We start from the raw sequence: 17,113 nt of genomic DNA, 5'->3' as shown, positions 1-17,113 counted from the left end.
TTCATGGTATACTTTTATTGATGATAGACATGATGGAGGATAATAAATGATCGCTGTAAATAATGTAAGCTTGCGGTTTGCGGATCGCAAGTTATTTGAAGATGTCAATATTAAATTCACCCCAGGCAATTGCTATGGGTTAATTGGTGCAAATGGTGCCGGGAAATCAACGTTTCTGAAAGTGCTATCTGGAGAAATCGAGCCTCAGACAGGGGACGTTCATATGAGTCCTGGCGAGCGTCTTGCTGTCTTGAAGCAGAACCATTTTGAGTACGAAGAGTATGAAGTGCTAAAAGTGGTCATTATGGGCCACAAACGCCTGTATGAAGTCATGCAGGAGAAAGATGCCATTTACATGAAGCCTGATTTCTCAGATGAGGATGGAATTCGGGCTGCTGAGTTAGAAGGCGAATTTGCTGAGCTGAACGGATGGGAAGCAGAAAGTGAAGCTGCGATCCTTCTAAAAGGCCTTGGTATCTCAGAAGACCTTCATGCGAAGAAAATGGAAGACCTTGGCGGTTCAGAGAAAGTAAAAGTGCTCTTGGCACAGGCGTTATTCGGCAAGCCGGATGTACTGCTGCTCGATGAGCCGACGAACCACTTGGACCTTCAGGCCATTCAGTGGCTGGAAGAGTTTCTGATTAACTTTGAAAACACAGTTATTGTCGTATCCCATGACCGCCACTTTTTAAATAAAGTGTGTACGCACATTGCTGACCTTGACTTTAACAAAATCCAAATCTATGTCGGAAACTATGATTTCTGGTACGAATCAAGCCAGCTGGCATTAAAGCTTTCTCAAGAAGCGAATAAGAAAAAAGAAGAGCAAATCAAACAGCTTCAAGAGTTTGTCGCTAGATTCAGCGCCAATGCGTCTAAATCTAAGCAGGCGACATCAAGAAAGAAACTTCTCGATAAAATTACGCTGGATGATATTAAACCATCTTCCCGCCGCTATCCTTATGTTAACTTTACACCGGAACGGGAAATCGGAAATGATGTTCTTCAGGTGGAAGGCTTAACGAAAACGATCGATGGCGTAAAGGTGCTCGATAATGTCAGCTTTATCATGAATAGAGAAGATAAAATTGCTTTCACTGGCCGTAACGAACAGGCTGTTACCACGCTGTTTAAAATCATTTCTGGGGAAATGGAAGCAGACAGCGGAACGTTTAAATGGGGTGTAACGACATCTCAAGCGTATTTTCCAAAAGACAACAGTGAATATTTTGAAGGCAGTGATCTGAATCTTGTAGACTGGCTTCGCCAATATTCTCCTCATGACCAAAGTGAGAGCTTTTTACGCGGTTTCTTAGGACGGATGCTGTTCTCTGGAGAAGAAGTCCACAAAAAATCAAATGTATTATCTGGGGGAGAAAAGGTTCGCTGTATGCTGTCGAAAGCAATGCTTTCCGGCGCCAATATTTTAATTTTGGATGAGCCGACCAACCATTTAGACTTGGAATCCATTACAGCGCTCAATAACGGCTTAATCAGCTTTAAAGGCGCTATGCTGTTTACATCCCATGACCATCAGTTTGTACAGACCATTGCCAACAGAATTATCGAAATTACACCTAACGGCATTGTTGATAAGCAAATGAGCTATGATGAGTTCCTTGAAAATGCTGATGTGCAGAAAAAACTGGCTGAATTATACGCGTAATAAAAAAAGCAGAGATGTTCCTCTGCTTTTTTTATTACATAGATATGAAAGGGGCTATAACAATGAAGTTTTTAGTTGTCGGAGCAGGAGGAGTAGGCGGGTATATTGGCGGGCGCCTTGCAGAGAAAGGCAATGATGTGACATTTCTCGTACGCCAAAAAAGAGCTGAGCAGCTAAAAGAAACCGGGCTTGTCATCCACAGTGAAAAGGGGGAAGTATCATTCCAGCCCGCATTAATCACTGCCGGAGAAATAGGGCAGTTTGACGTCGTGATCATTGCTTCTAAAGCGTATTCACTTGAGCAAGTGATCGATGATGTCAAACCGTTTATCAATTGCGAATCTGTCATTATCCCTTTTTTAAACGGGTACCGTCACTACGAGCAGCTGTTTACGGCATTTTCAAAAGAACAGGTGCTGGGCGGTTTGTGTTTTATAGAAAGTGCCCTAGATCACAAGGGAGAAATTCATCATACGAGTGCATCCCATCGTTTTGTATTCGGAGAGTGGAACGGTGAGCGTACGGAACGAATAACAGCGCTTAAAGAGGCATTTTCAGACGTCAAGGCAGAAGTCATCATCAGCGGGCATATTGAGAAGGACATTTGGAAAAAGTATCTGTTTATTGCGGCGCAAGCGGGGATTACAACATTATTTCAAAGGCCGCTTGGCCCGATACTTGCATCAGAAGGCGGACGTCAGACGGCGCAAACTCTTATTGGGGAAATTGGCGCTATTCTGCGAAAAGAAGGCGTTCCGGCTGATCCGGATCTTGAGGAAGAGAGCTTCCGTACGATGACAAACATGTCTTATCATATGAAGTCCTCCATGCTTCGGGATATGGAAAACGGTCAAACGACTGAAGGCGACCACCTGCACGGCTTTTTACTTGGAAAAGCAAAACGTTTATCTCTAGCAGCACCTATATTAGAAACGGTTTATGCCAATCTGCAAATGTATGAAGCAGAAAAATAAAAAGGAGGTGAAAGCCTCCTTTTGTTTATTTAAAAAGCCCAATTTCCCTTTCTGAAGATAGGCTCTCTTTTTCCGTCATTCGTAATTCCATCAATATTCATATCTTTAGAACCAATCATAAAGTCTACGTGTGCAATGCTTTCATTTAGGCCCTCTTTGACAAGCTCCTCACGTGACATCTGCTTTCCGCCTTCAATGTTAAAGGCATAGGCACTCCCGATCGCCAAATGATTTGACGCATTCTCATCAAACAATGTGTTATAGAAAAGAATATTTGATTGTGATATAGGCGAATCGTAAGGTACAAGTGCCACTTCACCTAAATAGTGAGAACCTTCATCTGTTTCCACCAGTTCTTTTAAAATGTCTTCACCTTTTTCGGCTTTTATGTCGATTATACGGCCATTTTCAAACGTGAGGGTGAAGTTTTCAATAATATTTCCGCCATAGCTTAACGGTTTTGTGCTCGATACGACTCCATCGACCCCGTTTTTTTGCGGCAGCGTGAATACTTCTTCTGTCGGCATATTGGCCATAAACTCATGGCCGCTTTCATTTACACTGCCCGCACCAGCCCAAACATGCTTTTTCGGCAGCTTAATGGTTAAATCAGTTCCTTCTGCTTGATAGTGTAAAGCGGCGTAATGTCTCTTGTTTAAATGGTCAACTTTTTCATGAAGATTTTGATCATGCTTGATCCAAGCTTGAACCGGGTTGTCTTCGTTTACGCGCGTTGCTTTAAAAATTTCTTCCCACAGAAGCTGAATCGCTTCCTCTTCTGATTTGCCGGGAAAAACTTTTTGGGCCCAGCCCGCTGATGCCGCACCAACGACAGTCCAGCTGACTTTGTCCGATTGAATATATTGTCTGTATGTATGTAGTGCCTTGCCTGCAGCTTTTTGGAATGCAGCGATCCGTTTGGAATCTGCACCTTTTAATAAGTCTGGGTTTGATGACACAACAGAGATGAAAGCAGCTCCTTTTTGAGCAAGCTCTTCTTTGCCTTTTGCTTCCCATTCAGGGTATTCTTCGAATGCTTCAAACGGCGCGAGTTCATATTTTAATTTGGCGACTTCGTCATCCTGCCAATTCACCGTGACATTTTTTGCGCCTTTTTCATATGCGTGTTTCACAATGAGACGGACAAAATCCCGTACGTCTGTTGAAGCGTTTACCACTACATATTGGCCTTTTTGCACGTTTACGCCGACCTCTACCGCCAGCTGCGCATATGTATTTAATTTCTGGGAAAATGAATCCATAAATCATTCCTCCTCAAGCTTTTTCCTCATCATATCAAATATGATCGCATAAAGGAAAGAAAGGAGGCAAAAGTGAAAAACCCAAAACAACATGTCTTGGGTTTTTCGAAATTACGGATGATTCAGTTTTACAGTGCCGCCTGCAGGCGAATGGGGCATATTGGCTAAAGAAATGCTCATGCCACCAAGAATAATTCCGCTTAAAATGGCTGCGATGGCTACTCTTCTTCCTAAATCTCTTAGCATCTGTTTCCTCCTTAACGTTTCTCCATTTCCCACAATATGAAGGGAGTGAGGAAAAAAGAAGCAAGAAATTTGCTGCATGTGAGATTTTTTCAGGAAAAGACTATTTAATCGCCTTTTGAAGCTTATCAATCACTTCTAAAGAACGGCCGGTTCCAATTGCCACAGATTCAAGCGGGTTTTGCGCCACGTGTACAGGCACGACAATCTCTTCTGTGAGCCATTCTTTAATCCCGTTAAGGAGCGCGCCGCCGCCTGTTAAAATGACGCCGCGGTCAACAATATCTCCGCTCAATTCAGGCGGGCAGTCCTCAAGTGTAGCTCTGATGGCTTCAAGAATATGCAGGAGAGATTCACGCATTGCATCTTGAATTTCGTTAGATTGAAGCATAATGGTTTTGGGAAGGCCTGTCACGAGATCGCGTCCCCGGATTTCCATTGCATCAGGAACATGCTCAATTAAAGCATGGCCAATCTCCATTTTGATCTGCTCAGCTGTCCGTTCACCAATCAGCAAATTGTATTTTTTCCGGACGAAGGAAACGATATCCTCATCAAGCTGGTCTCCGCCGATTCTAATAGAGTGGCAGGAAACAACGCCGCCGAAGGAAATGATGGCGACCTCTGTCGTCCCTCCGCCGATATCTACTACCACATTGGCAACCGGCTCATCGACCGGCAAATCCGCTCCGATGGCGGCTGCTACCGGCTCTTCAATTAAATGGACGTTTTTCGCGCCGCAATTTTTCACCGCGTCACTGATGGCACGGCGTTCTACGGCTGTCGAGCCTGACGGTGTGCAAACGACTACATTCGGTTTTCTGAACGACATGCCGATGCTTTTTGCGGCTTTTTTCATAATGTGCTTTAGCAAATCGGTTGTCATATCATAGTCTGCAATCACGCCATCTTTCATTGGTCTGACAGCGACAATTTTTCCCGGTGTTTTCCCGATCATGTTTTTCGCGTCAGTCCCGATCGCAAGGACTGCTTTTGTCGTAGTATCCACTGCCACTACAGATGGTTCATTTAAGATAATTCCTTTATTTTTGCTGTACACAAGTATATTAGCTGTTCCTAAGTCAATCCCGATTTCAGTTGATTGAAACATGTTTTCACCCAATCTCTATCCTGATTTTATATCATTCTACATTTAAAGTTTCTGAGAAATGAAGCGATTTTTGGGGGTGTGTGTCGGGAAAGAAATGTTTTTGTAAAAAATCATGGAACAGTGTAACAGAAGTAATACATTTTTCGGTTTTATGGTAAAAATATCTTGTGATTCTTATAGAAAGCGGGAAACTTTTTCTGAGTTTCATACGTCTACGATATATTGAGGTTCATCCTTAAACATTACATGAGAAAAGAAACATTTAAAGGAAGAAGGGTTTTTTATGAAATCAATAGGTGTTGTGAGAAAAGTAGATGAGTTAGGGCGTATTGTCATGCCGATCGAATTAAGACGGGCATTGGATATTGCGATAAAAGACAGCATTGAGTTTTTTGTTGACGGAGATAAAATTATCTTGAAAAAGTATAAACCTCATGGGGTTTGTTTAATGACCGGAGAAATCACTTCAGATAATAAAGAATACGGCAATGGTAAGATTACGTTAAGCCCTGAGGGGGCACAGCTGCTTCTCGAAGAAATCCAAGCCGCTTTAAAAGAATAATATCATGTTGAAAAAGGCGGAAAGAAACAATCTCCGCCTTTCTTTCTGCCGATTTCTGAATCCGCCGCCTAAGATATGGCATCATATACATCAGGTGATGAATGATTTGGGATACTTTACATATTTTACTCAATTATTTGTCGAAGAATGGTACAATAAATAGAGAAACACAAGCGGCAGGTGGTCATATGAGAAAATATCAAGCACGTATCATTTCCATCATCTTGGCAATGATTTTTATTATGTTTTGGGATTATTTATTTTATTTTATAGGCAAAAACCCGATTAATTGGCCTGTTGATATTGTGTATACTGCAGTCACGTTAACAAGTGTCTGGATGCTGGCTTATTATATTGATGAAAAACAGCAGCTGGTTCAAAAAATGAAGGATAATGAATGGAAGTATAAACAGCTTTCTGAAGAAAAAAACCGCATCATGGATAATTTGCAGGAAATCGTATTTCAAACGAATGCCAAAGGTGAAATTACATATTTAAACCAAGCGTGGGCCGCCATAACCGGCTTTTCCATCAGTGAATGTATGGGCACAATGTATAATGATTACTTCATAAAAGAAAAGCACGTAGCCGACCACATCAACACCCAAATTCAAAACAAAGCCTCTTCTGGCATGTTTACGGCAAAATACGTGACAAAGAATGGCACGATTTTTTGGGGAGAAGTTCATTATAAACTTTACTACGATCGAGATGACCAATTTACAGGCAGCCTGGGCACAATGTCAGATATCACTGAGCGGAAAGAAGCCGAAGATGAGCTTATTGAGATTAATGAACGGCTGGCGAGAGAATCACAGAAACTGTCAATCACAAGTGAACTTGCCGCCGGGATTGCACATGAGGTCAGAAACCCTTTAACCTCTGTCAGCGGTTTCCTTCAGATTATGAAAACACAATATCCAGACAGAAAAGGTTATTTTGACATCATTTTTTCAGAGATTAAAAGAATTGATTTGGTGCTCAGCGAGCTGTTGCTGCTTGCAAAACCGCAGGCGGTCGCATTTAAGGCGCATCACCTCAACGAGATCCTGAAACAAGTTACGACATTGCTTGATACCAATGCAATTTTGTCCAATATCGTCATAGAAAAAAATTTCAAAGAGACAGAGAGCTGTATCATTAACGGAGACGAAAATCAGCTGAAGCAGGTCTTTATCAATATCATTAAAAATGGAATTGAGGCAATGCCACAAGGCGGTGTCGTTACCATTTCAACCGCTAAGACAGCCTCTCACGCCGTGATAAGCGTAAAAGATGAAGGAAACGGCATGCCCCAGGAAAAGCTTAAGCAGATTGGCAAACCTTTTTATTCAACCAAAGAAAAGGGCACGGGACTCGGACTTGCCATTTGTTTAAGAATCTTGAAGGAGCATGACGGAGAATTGAAAATCGAAAGTGAAGCTGGAAAAGGCAGTGTCTTTCAAGTTGTTTTGCCTTTTAAACCAAACGGCTGAGAGGGGGAAGACGATACACATGCTGCTGTTTGTATATGGGACATTAAGAAAACATGAAAAAAATCATCATCTGCTTGCGCAGTCGGTATGTATCAATGAGCAGGCAAGAACGAAGGGATGTCTGTTTGATTCAAATGAGGGGCCTGCAGCCGCTTTTGATGATGAAGGCTATATATGCGGCGAGTTATATGAAGCAGATGAATGGTGTATACATAAGCTCGATCAATTTTATCAAGGTAGTGAAAAACATACGGTCCTTGTAGAAACGGATGACGGAATCAAAAAAGCGCTTGTTTATGATATGGACAAAACCAAATATGCCGGCTTTTCAAAAATTAGCAGCGGTGACTGGAAAGAACATCAAATGATCAGCAAATCGCAAAATCCTGTTTATTATTTTGCTTATGGGTCCTGCATGGACAATGCCCGCTTTCAAAAGGCGGGAGTCGAACACTATTTTCAAGATCCAGTAGGGAGAGCGGTTTTAAAAGGATATACAACCCGCTTCACCCTAAAAAGGGAAGACGGCTCAAGAGCGGATATGATGGAAGACGGAGGAACAACAGAAGGCGTTTTATATCGTATTCCTTTCTCTGCTCTCACTTATTTATATAAAAGGGAGGGCGTAGCATCTCTTGCGTATCGGCCGGCCTTTGTAGACGTTGAAGCAGGTGGGGAGCGCTATACAGATTGCTTAACCTTTCTCGTTCTCCAAAAAGAACCGGAAACTGCCCCGCCTCAGCACTATCAGGTTGAAATTGAACGCGGAGCGGAGATGTATTTGTCATCGGAGTTTGCTGAAAAGCTCAAGTGGCATATGAATTCCCTGCCAAAAGGGTAACGATATTAACACTGTTACAAAAGAATATGATAAAATTTGATCAATATGAAGTCAGGTAAAGGAGCACCATTATGAAAAAAGAATTTGCGGTAATTGGACTGGGCCGTTTTGGTGGCAGTATTTGCAAAGCATTAAGCGAAGAAGGCGTCGAGGTTATGGCGATGGATATTGACGAAGATAAAGTCAACGAGTATGCCAAGATCGCATCCCACGCCGTTATCGGTGATTCAACAGACGAATCTGTCCTGAAAAATTTAGGTCTGCGTAATTTTGACCACGTCATTGTAGCAATCGGCGAAAACATTCAAGCGAGTATTTTAACAACTCTTATTCTGAAAGAACTTGGCGTTCATACCATTACAGTGAAGGCGCAGAACGATTATCACGAAAAAGTGCTTTCTAAAATCGGGGCCGATCACATCGTCCACCCGGAACGCGATATGGCAAAACGAATTGCGCATAACATCGTGTCCAATAACGTACTTGATTATTTGGAGCTGTCTGAAGAGCATAGTCTTGTTGAAATCGTAGCTAACAGCCGCCTGGCTGGAAATACGCTTCTCGATTTAGATATTCGTGCGAAATACGGTATTAACATCGTAGCTATCAAAAGGGGCAAGGAAGTCATCGTATCACCTCTTGCAACGGAAGTGATACATCAAGAAGATATTCTCATCGTCATTGGATCAGTGACAGACATTTCCCGTTTTGAAAAAAGAGTTCTCTATACAAAATAGCAGTAAAACAAGCCGTCCCAAAGGGCGGTGTTTTTAATATTATCAGAATATAACGACTTTAATGAAATGAGCGTTAATTTCCTAATATTTTATTGACTAAGCATGGTCGTTCCTATAGCATATTGTACCATATAATAAAAAAGAGGAGGGGCCTATTTGAATAAAGGAGAGCTGGTCAATAGGCTGAATGCTTCAGCCCGAAGACAAAAAGCTGATATCGTCATTCAGAACGGAAAAATCATGGACGTATATAATCAAGAGTGGATATATGAAGATATTGCGATTACAGATGGAGTCATTGTAGGCCTCGGCGAGTATGAAGGCGAAAATGTCATTGATGCAGAGGGACAAATGATTGTTCCGGGTTTTATAGATGGACATGTACATATTGAGTCATCAATGGTAACACCGATTGAGTTCGCTAAAGCGGTATTGCCGCATGGTGTAACGACAGTTGTTACCGATCCGCATGAGATTGCGAATGTATCTGGTGAAAAAGGGATAGCATTTATGATTGAACAGGCTCGGCAAACACCGCTGAATATTCATTTTATGCTTCCCTCCAGTGTGCCTGCCGCAAGCTTTGAGCGATCAGGCGCAGTTCTTAAAGCTGCCGATTTAAAGCCTTTTTACGAAGAGAAAGAAGTCTTAGGGCTAGCTGAAGTCATGGACTATGTGTCAGTTCAGCAGGCTGAAGAAGATATGGTTCAGAAACTGCTCGATGCCCGTATTGCAGGAAAGCGGGTTGACGGTCATTTAGCGGGTTTATCGGCAGATCTCATTAATATTTATAGAACTGCATATGTCTTAAATGACCATGAAGTAACAACGAAGGAGGAAGCGCTTGATCGCATTAGAAGAGGGATGTATGTCATGATGCGTGAAGGATCAGTCGCAAAAAACACTCTCAGTGTGCTGCCGGCAGTGAATGAAAAGAACGCACGCCGTTTCTTCTTTTGTACAGATGATAAGCATGTGGATGATTTATTGTCAGAGGGAAGTGTGAATCATCAGGTGAAAATGGCGATTGAAGCCGGACTCGACCCTTTTTTAGCCTATCAATTAGGAAGCCTTAACGCAGCTGAATGCTACGGATTAGATACAAAGGGAGCGGTTGCCCCGGGTTTTGACGCCGATTTGCTCTTTGTTTCTGATCTGGAAAACGTCACTGTCACAAAGACAATGGTAAAAGGACAGACTGTTACTGAAGGTGGTGAAGCAGTCTATCAAGATAGTGCTTCAGCTCCCTCACCAGAACCGGCCCTGCTTCATTCTGTTAAACTCGCTGCGCCTCTTAATAAACAAAATTTTCATATGCCAATCGATCCAAATCAGCCAATCAATGTGATTCAAATCATTCCAAATCAGCTTGAAACACGGCTGGTACGTGTTCCTGCTCCTGAAGGGCATGTTTTTGAGTCTGACACTGAGCTCGATTTGTTAAAGATTGCTGTTGTTGAGCGGCATAAAGGGTTAAAAGAAATCGGACTTGGTGTTGTGAATGGATTTAGATTGAAGAGTGGAGCGATTGCCACAACCATTTCGCACGATTCCCATAATATTATTGCCGTCGGGACAAACGATGTTGATATCGCGGCTGCAGTTAATAAGCTTCAGGAAATTGGCGGAGGATTAACCATTGTAAATAATGGAGACGAGCTTCATTCAGTACCGCTGCCGATTGCGGGTTTACTATCAGACCAATCAGCGGAGCAGGTGAATAAAAGCTTGCTGTCGCTGCATGATCAATTGTCGAAAGTAGGTTTCACAGGCGGATTTAATCCATTTTTGACACTGTCGTTTTTGGCTTTGCCTGTCATCCCTGATATCAAAATGACGACAACGGGATTATTTGATGTTAAGTCATTCCAGCACATAACATTGCAATAAAAAAAGATGCACTCCAAAGCGAGTGCATCTTTTTTTAAACCTCCATAATGATCGGAAGGATCATCGGGCGGCGTTTCGTTTTTTCATATAAGAACGGTGCAAGTGTATCCGTAATCTCATTTTTGATTTCAGACCATTGAGTCGTTTTTCGTTCCATCACTTTTTGTAAGTGGTTTGAGATAAGCTCTTGAGCGTCATTAATCAAGTCGCCAGATTCTCTCATGTACACAAATCCTCTGGAAATTAAATCAGGTCCCGCTGAAACCTTAAAGCCATCCATGTCAATGCTGACAACCACGATGACCAGACCTTCTTCAGAAAGAATTCTGCGGTCACGAAGTACGATATTGCCAATATCCCCGATGCCGCTTCCGTCAATATATACTGAACCGGAAGGGATCTTGCCGGCAACTGAAGCTTCATCTCCTTTAAGCGCTAATACTTCACCATTATCCATGATAAAGCAGTTTTCTTCAGGGATGCCGCAATCTGTTGCAAGCTTGACATGCATCTTTTGCATTCTGTACTCTCCGTGAATCGGCATGAAGAATTTAGGCTTGATTAAACGAAGCATCAGCTTCTGTTCTTCCTGTCCGCCGTGACCGGATGTATGAATATCATTTAGAGGTCCGTGAATAACCTCGGCCCCCGCGCGATACAGCTGGTTGATTGTCCGGCTCACGCTGATTGTGTTGCCTGGGATAGGGGATGAAGAAAATACGACTGTGTCCCCAGGATTGATTGAAATCTGGCGGTGTGTGCCGTTTGCAATTCTTGATAATGCTGCCATCGGTTCCCCTTGGCTTCCCGTACATAATATTGTTACTTTATTGGCAGGCAAACGATTGATTTCGTTATGCTCAATAAATGTATTTTTAGGACAGCTAATATAACCGAGAGTTTGTCCGATTTCGATAGCGGATTCCATACTGCGTCCAAATACGGCAACTTTTCTTCCATTTAATACAGCTGCCTCAATCACCTGCTGCAGGCGGTGAATATTCGACGCAAATGTAGCGAAGATGATTCGGCCGTCCACCTTGCGGAAAATGTCATGAATGCTTTCGCCGACACGGCGCTCAGACATGGTAAACTCCGGGTTTTCGCTGTTTGTGCTGTCTGATAGGAGGCATAGAACGCCTTCTTTGCCGATTTCGGCCATTTTCGTTAAGTTTGCCGGCTCGCCGACTGGAGTAAAGTCGAATTTGAAATCTCCAGTATGTACAATGTTTCCGGGCGGCGTTTTTACAACAATACCGTAGGAATCCGGAATACTATGTGTTGTTCTAAAGAATGACACTGCCGTTTTACGGAATTTTACGATATCATCTTCACCGATAATATTCAGTTTCGTCTGTCGTAATAATCCATGCTCTTCAAGTTTATTCCGAAGTAAGCCGATCGCGAGTTTACCGCCGTAAACAGGAATATTCACTTGTCTGAGCAGGTACGGAATACCGCCGATGTGGTCTTCATGACCGTGGGTGATAAAAAGCCCTTTAATTTTATCTTCGTTTTTGACTAAATACGTGTAATCTGGGATAACGTAGTCAATCCCGAGCAGCTCGTCCTCGGGAAACTTGATCCCCGCATCAATCAGCACAATTTCATCCTGAAATTGCACCGCGTACGTATTTTTACCGATTTCGCCCAGTCCTCCGAGGGCGAAAACGGCAGTCTGATCATTTTTTACAAATTTCATACCGCTCATAACTCCAATACTTTAAAATTTTCGCTCTGTTGTTCGTATTCTAGAAATGCACCATTAACAGGTGTAATAAACTCAATGTTTAATTTTTTCTCTTTTAACTTAGTTCTGACGTCACGCTCAGATACGCCTTCAATATAAAGTGAATCTGTCTTTTCCCGAACAGGTACTTCGTCAGCCTTTTCTTGATAAAATACCTTATAAATCATCCAAATCTCTCCTTAAATGCCGTATGTTAGACTCGCTACTTCTATTATATTCGAAAACGGAATATAAGGAAAGCCTTGAGCAAAATAAGGATCCCTTGAAAAACGGAAGATCCCTTGTCAGGCAATGGCTTTCTTGCGGAGCATTCCGTTCCATTGTCTTCTGAGTTTCTTTCTTAATTTGCGCAGCATTTGTTCCTTCCTCCTTTCATCATAACTTGTCCATAGTTCTTTTATACAAATAGTATACGGAGATTGGGGAAGACTTTTCGTGGTTATTAATGGAATTGAATGTGTTTTTTGAACCAAATAGTTTGCTGAATGGCAATCTTTTTGTATGATGAAGGTGGGATTTGCAGATCAAGACGATAAAGGGGAAGTTATAATGGATTCAAAATTAATCTTTTTTGATATTGACGGTACGATATATGATCATGATAAGAATATACCGGAAAGCACGAGAAAAACGGTGGCCGAGCTGCAGCGCCAAGGGCACCATGTGTTTATTGCCAGCGGGCGGTCTCCGTTTTTAGTTAAGCCTATTATAGAAGAGCTGGGTATACACTCGTTTATTTCTTACAATGGGCAGTATGTTGTCTTTGAAAATCAAGTGATTTATAAAAATCCTCTGCCTGAAGAGGCAATCAAACGATTATTAAAGCAGGCGGGAGAGGGCAAACATCCTGTCGTGTTTATGGCTGAGGACACGATGAAAGCGACTGTTGCGGATCATCCTCATGTCATGGAGGGAATCGGAAGCCTTAAAACCGATTATCCAGAAACCGATGACCTTTTCTATGAAGGAAAAGACATTTTTCAGCTTCTGTTATTTTGCCGGGATGAAGAAGAAAAAGCTTACGCGGCTTTTCCTGAATTTGATCTAGTGCGCTGGCATGATCTCTCGACTGATGTTCTGCCGCATGGAGGTTCGAAGGCTGAAGGAATCAAAAAAGTGATCGAGCGCCTTCCGTTTGATATTAGCGATACATATGCTTTTGGGGACGGATTAAACGATCTGCAAATGATTGAGTATGTTGGAACAGGCGTGGCTATGGGCAATGCTGTTCCAGAATTGAAAGAAATCGCGGATTTTGTAACAAAGCCGGTAGACGAGGATGGAATCGCGTACGCTGTCAAAGAATTGGGTCTTTTAACATAAAAAAATTGGCTGGCACTGAATTGTGCCAGCCAATTTTTTTTAGCGCTCAATCGCAATTGCATTTTCAGGTTCTTTGAAAGGGTTCTCTTTATCAATATGGTCATAGAACATCACGCCGTTCAAATGATCGATCTCGTGCTGAAACACAATTGCCGGAAAACCTTTTAAACGAATATCAATGTTTTCTCCTTCAAGGGTTGTTCCTTTTACTCTGATGCGAGCATAGCGGGGAACATAGCCTGGAATCGCTTCATCAACAGAAAGGCAGCCCTCGCCGCTTGTTAAGTAGCTTTTTTCAACAGAATGGCTGACGATCCTTGGGTTAAATAAAGCATAGCTGTATAACTTGCCGGAAGAATCTTCCGCATGAATGGCGATCATTCGTTTTTTTATATTCATTTGAGGAGCTGCGAGTCCTACGCCCGGACGCAGTTTGTATTTTTCGGCCAATTCAGGATTTTGGCTGTTCTTAACGAACTCGATCATGTCGGCCAGCTGCTGTTTTTCTGCGTCAGATGCAGGCAGCTCAACAGGTTCAGCTGTCTCTCTAAGGGCTGGATGTCCGTCACGTACGATGTTTTCCATAGTAATCAAGAAACTTCACTCCTAAAGCTTAATATGTAAATTATATCGGATTTCTTCACAAAGGTGCAACGAAACGAATGACCAGCCGTTGATGGCTGGTCAAATTCTTGCTGTGTGATTAGCAGCAGCCTCCGCCTAAATAAGCAGCTCCGACAATGATTAACAGAATGAATAAAACAACGATTAGCGCAAATGTGCGGCCATATCCGTACCCGCCATATCCGTAACCACCATAACCGCAGCAGCCTCCGCCGTATCCATATCCATACATACTACAAAACCTCCTCTTTGAATTACGCCAGAGCCTTTATGAGTAGGCATAGCGTCTACTATAACCTATGTAAAAACGAAAAAGTTGTATGGTCATCTGTCCTGATTTTTCACTTTTTTGGTTTGATTTCTGTATTCCTCGTCCAGGAAAGCTATTGCCAAATCACCCGGTGAATTCTATAGTAGAAATGATCAAGATTGGGGGATTTAACGTGAAAGACGCATTAAAACGGCGGCCCGGGATGAAAATCGGTGTTTTTTTTGCTGTGACTCTGATGTTATCAGGATGCATGGGGCAGGACCCGGTTGATTCACTGCATCAGTCATTAGAAAAAGCCGCAGAATCGGAGAAGCCGTTTTTAGAAGAGCAGAAAACGCTAAAAGAATTGGAAGCGAAAGAAAATCAGCTTTATGATGATGTAATGACACTTAATATGGATGACTATAAAAAAATTGCAGCTTTATCTAACGAAGCGCTTGAAAATATCAGCAAGCGTGAAGAACATGTAAAGATTGAAAATGACAGCATCAAAAAATCGGAATCGGCATTTGAAGAAGCGAAAACGTCTGCTCAACATATTAAGGATAAGCACATAAAAGAAAAGGCTGACGCCGCAGCAAGCCAGATGGAGAAAAGATATTCATCTTATGACTCCCTGTATGAAGAATATAATAAAGCGCTTCAGCTTGATAAAAAGCTGTATATGCAGTTGAAAGACAAAAGCTTGACACGGGATGCTCTGGACCAGCAGATCGATAAAGTGAATGCTTCTTATAAAAAGGTCCTGAAATATAGCGGAGAATTTAATGAACAAACAGAAAAATATAATGAAGCCCGAGAAGATCTATACGATGCCGCAGGCTATCAAGTGAAAAAGAGCTGACTTTGAGAACAGCTCTTTTTTAAATGCAGAAGACATTGATATTGTTCAAAATTTTCATTTCTATTGTAGTACAGTGTATAGATGTATACTAGTACAGTTTTGGGCGCAGTCGGCTTCTGTTTTTTTATTGAAAATGTAAAGCGAATACAATTATTGAAAATCAGCGATGAAAACGATTGACGGTTCTTCTTTATTTGGTGTAAACTAATCCATGTTAAGCGGTGTTGTATTAGTTTTTTACAACTTCGAAATAATACAGTTCAAAGCAGAGTGTAACTATCCTACATAAAAGGTTTTGGCAAACTGGGGATCGGCTAAAATATATACGACTTACTGATAATACTTTAGGGTACCCTAAGTTTGTATGTATAAAAGGAATGCACGTCTAATGACTGTTTAAAAGAAAGGAAGAGGTGACTTAGTATGGCTGCAAAAACGAAAAAAGCTATCGTTGATAGCAAAAAGCAATTTGATGCCATTAAAAAGCAGTTCGAAACGTTCCAAATTTTAAATGAAAAGGGAGAAGTCGTGAATGAAGCGGCGATGCCTGATTTAACAGATGATCAATTAAAAGAGCTCATGCGCCGCATGGTATTTACGCGTGTGCTTGATCAACGCTCTATCTCATTAAACCGTCAAGGGCGTCTCGGATTTTACGCTCCTACTGCGGGTCAAGAAGCTTCTCAGATTGCAACGCATTTCGCCCTTGAAAAAGAAGACTTTGTTCTTCCTGGATACCGTGATGTGCCTCAGTTAATTTGGCACGGCCTTCCATTATATCAAGCGTTCCTTTTCTCTCGCGGACATTTCAGAGGAAACCAAATGCCTGATGATGTGAATGCTCTTTCTCCACAAATCATTATCGGTGCTCAATACATTCAAACAGCCGGTGTTGCGTTAGGTCTTAAAAAACGCGGCAAGAAAGCTGTCGCAATCACTTACACTGGTGACGGCGGAGCTTCCCAAGGGGACTTCTACGAAGGAATTAACTTTGCCGGCGCTTATAAAGCACCTGCAATCTTCGTTGTGCAAAACAACCGTTACGCGATTTCAACTCCGGTTGAAAAGCAATCTGCGGCTGAAACAATCGCGCAAAAAGCTGTATCTGCCGGTATTGTCGGCGTACAAGTAGACGGAATGGATCCGCTTGCTGTATACGCTGCAACTGCTGAAGCACGCGAGCGCGCAATCAACGGCGAAGGCCCGACACTGATTGAAACACTTACATTCCGTTACGGCCCGCACACAATGGCTGGTGACGATCCGACTAAATACCGCACAAAAGAAATCGAAAATGAGTGGGAACAAAAAGATCCGCTAGTACGTTTCCGTGCGTTCCTTGAAAACAAAGGCTTATGGTCTGAAGAAGAAGAAGCTAAAGTAATCGAGGATACGAAAGAAGAAATTAAGCAAGCGATCAAAAAAGCTGATGCTGAGCCTAAGCAAAAAGTAACGGATTTAATGAAAATCATGTACGAAAAAATGCCTCACAATCTTGAGGAGCAATTTGAAATTTATACACAGAAGGAGTCGAAGTAAG

17 protein-coding genes and 1 pseudogene are annotated in these 17,113 nt (G+C 42.2%); 10 read left to right on the top strand and 8 right to left on the bottom strand.

The features are described from left to right. The first annotated feature begins 46 nt into the window (after positions 1–46). Entirely contained in the window at positions 47–1,666 is a 1,620-nt protein-coding gene (locus tag BV11031_RS10775; RefSeq protein ID WP_010328467.1) for an ABC-F family ATP-binding cassette domain-containing protein, read from the top strand. Between the two features lie 62 nt (positions 1,667–1,728). Then, positions 1,729–2,640 carry a ketopantoate reductase family protein gene (locus tag BV11031_RS10770; RefSeq protein WP_010328466.1) on the top strand — a complete coding sequence of 304 codons (912 nt, stop codon included), beginning with the start codon at positions 1,729–1,731 and terminating at the stop codon, positions 2,638–2,640. A gap of 29 nt (positions 2,641–2,669) precedes the next feature. Here the strand turns inward: BV11031_RS10770 and BV11031_RS10765 are convergent, their stop codons facing one another. From BV11031_RS10765 to mreBH, 3 genes are all read right to left on the bottom strand, one after another. Further along, positions 2,670–3,902, bottom strand: coding sequence for an aminopeptidase (locus BV11031_RS10765; RefSeq protein WP_010328465.1), 1,233 nt, complete (start codon positions 3,900–3,902; stop codon positions 2,670–2,672). A gap of 111 nt (positions 3,903–4,013) precedes the next feature. Next, the gene (locus BV11031_RS10760; protein ID WP_003238865.1) at positions 4,014–4,148 is read right to left on the bottom strand and encodes a protein YkpC; all 135 of its coding nucleotides are present in this window, start codon (positions 4,146–4,148) and stop codon (positions 4,014–4,016) included. Positions 4,149–4,248: 100 nt separating this feature from the next. Beyond that, a complete protein-coding gene (gene mreBH, locus BV11031_RS10755) occupies positions 4,249–5,256 on the bottom strand; it encodes a cell shape-determining protein MreBH (RefSeq protein WP_010328464.1) in 1,008 nt (335 codons plus the stop codon). 283 nt (positions 5,257–5,539) lie between these two features. Between mreBH and abhA the strand changes: the two genes are divergently transcribed. The 5 genes from abhA (at position 5,540) to ade (ending at position 10,761) form a co-directional block, all read left to right on the top strand. Then, positions 5,540–5,818, top strand: coding sequence for a transcriptional regulator AbhA (abhA, locus tag BV11031_RS10750; RefSeq protein ID WP_003238863.1), 279 nt, complete (start codon positions 5,540–5,542; stop codon positions 5,816–5,818). A gap of 188 nt (positions 5,819–6,006) precedes the next feature. Continuing rightward, positions 6,007–7,293, top strand: coding sequence for a two-component sensor histidine kinase KinC (kinC, locus tag BV11031_RS10745; protein WP_010328463.1), 1,287 nt, complete (start codon positions 6,007–6,009; stop codon positions 7,291–7,293). 13 nt (positions 7,294–7,306) lie between these two features. Continuing rightward, entirely contained in the window at positions 7,307–8,134 is an 828-nt protein-coding gene (locus BV11031_RS10740; protein WP_026014447.1) for a gamma-glutamylcyclotransferase family protein, read from the top strand. 71 nt (positions 8,135–8,205) lie between these two features. Beyond that, positions 8,206–8,871: a Ktr system potassium transporter KtrC gene (ktrC, locus tag BV11031_RS10735; RefSeq protein ID WP_010328461.1), complete on the top strand. Its 666-nt coding sequence runs from the start codon at positions 8,206–8,208 to the stop codon at positions 8,869–8,871. A 156-nt stretch (positions 8,872–9,027) separates the two neighbouring features. Then, positions 9,028–10,761, top strand: coding sequence for an adenine deaminase (gene ade, locus BV11031_RS10730; protein WP_010328460.1), 1,734 nt, complete (start codon positions 9,028–9,030; stop codon positions 10,759–10,761). Between the two features lie 34 nt (positions 10,762–10,795). Here ade and rnjA read toward each other — a convergent pair whose 3' ends face one another. Next, the gene (gene rnjA / locus BV11031_RS10725; RefSeq protein ID WP_010328459.1) at positions 10,796–12,463 is read right to left on the bottom strand and encodes a ribonuclease J1; all 1,668 of its coding nucleotides are present in this window, start codon (positions 12,461–12,463) and stop codon (positions 10,796–10,798) included. Positions 12,464–12,468: 5 nt separating this feature from the next. After that, the gene (gene rnpZA / locus BV11031_RS10720; RefSeq protein WP_010328458.1) at positions 12,469–12,678 is read right to left on the bottom strand and encodes an RNA polymerase subunit omega 1; all 210 of its coding nucleotides are present in this window, start codon (positions 12,676–12,678) and stop codon (positions 12,469–12,471) included. Positions 12,679–13,060: 382 nt separating this feature from the next. Between rnpZA and BV11031_RS10715 the strand changes: the two genes are divergently transcribed. After that, complete coding sequence (locus tag BV11031_RS10715; RefSeq protein WP_010328456.1) at positions 13,061–13,834, top strand: Cof-type HAD-IIB family hydrolase; 774 nt, start codon at positions 13,061–13,063, stop codon at positions 13,832–13,834. Positions 13,835–13,873: 39 nt separating this feature from the next. Here the strand turns inward: BV11031_RS10715 and def are convergent, their stop codons facing one another. From def to BV11031_RS23360, 3 genes and pseudogenes are all read right to left on the bottom strand, one after another. Beyond that, entirely contained in the window at positions 13,874–14,428 is a 555-nt protein-coding gene (gene def, locus BV11031_RS10710) for a peptide deformylase (protein WP_010328455.1), read from the bottom strand. Positions 14,429–14,537: 109 nt separating this feature from the next. Continuing rightward, positions 14,538–14,636 (bottom strand): annotated as a pseudogene (locus BV11031_RS23365) (YjcZ family sporulation protein); the annotation flags it as partial. After that, positions 14,603–14,740, bottom strand: coding sequence for a hypothetical protein (locus BV11031_RS23360; RefSeq protein WP_411813429.1), 138 nt, complete (start codon positions 14,738–14,740; stop codon positions 14,603–14,605). The gene BV11031_RS23360 and the pseudogene BV11031_RS23365, both read right to left, overlap by 34 nt. A 161-nt stretch (positions 14,741–14,901) precedes the next feature. Between BV11031_RS23360 and BV11031_RS10700 the strand changes: the two genes are divergently transcribed. Beyond that, on the top strand, positions 14,902–15,573 hold the full coding sequence (locus tag BV11031_RS10700) for a YkyA family protein (protein WP_010328453.1): 672 nt from the start codon (positions 14,902–14,904) through the stop codon (positions 15,571–15,573). A 423-nt stretch (positions 15,574–15,996) separates the two neighbouring features. After that, positions 15,997–17,112 (top strand): pyruvate dehydrogenase (acetyl-transferring) E1 component subunit alpha, encoded by a 1,116-nt coding sequence (gene pdhA / locus BV11031_RS10695; RefSeq protein WP_010328452.1) that lies wholly within the window; start codon positions 15,997–15,999, stop codon positions 17,110–17,112. The last annotated feature ends 1 nt before the right edge of the window (position 17,113 follow it).

Source organism: Bacillus vallismortis (assembly GCF_004116955.1).
Taxonomy (GTDB): Bacteria; Bacillota; Bacilli; order Bacillales; family Bacillaceae; genus Bacillus; species Bacillus vallismortis.
This window is presented reverse-complemented; position numbering and strand designations above follow the sequence as displayed.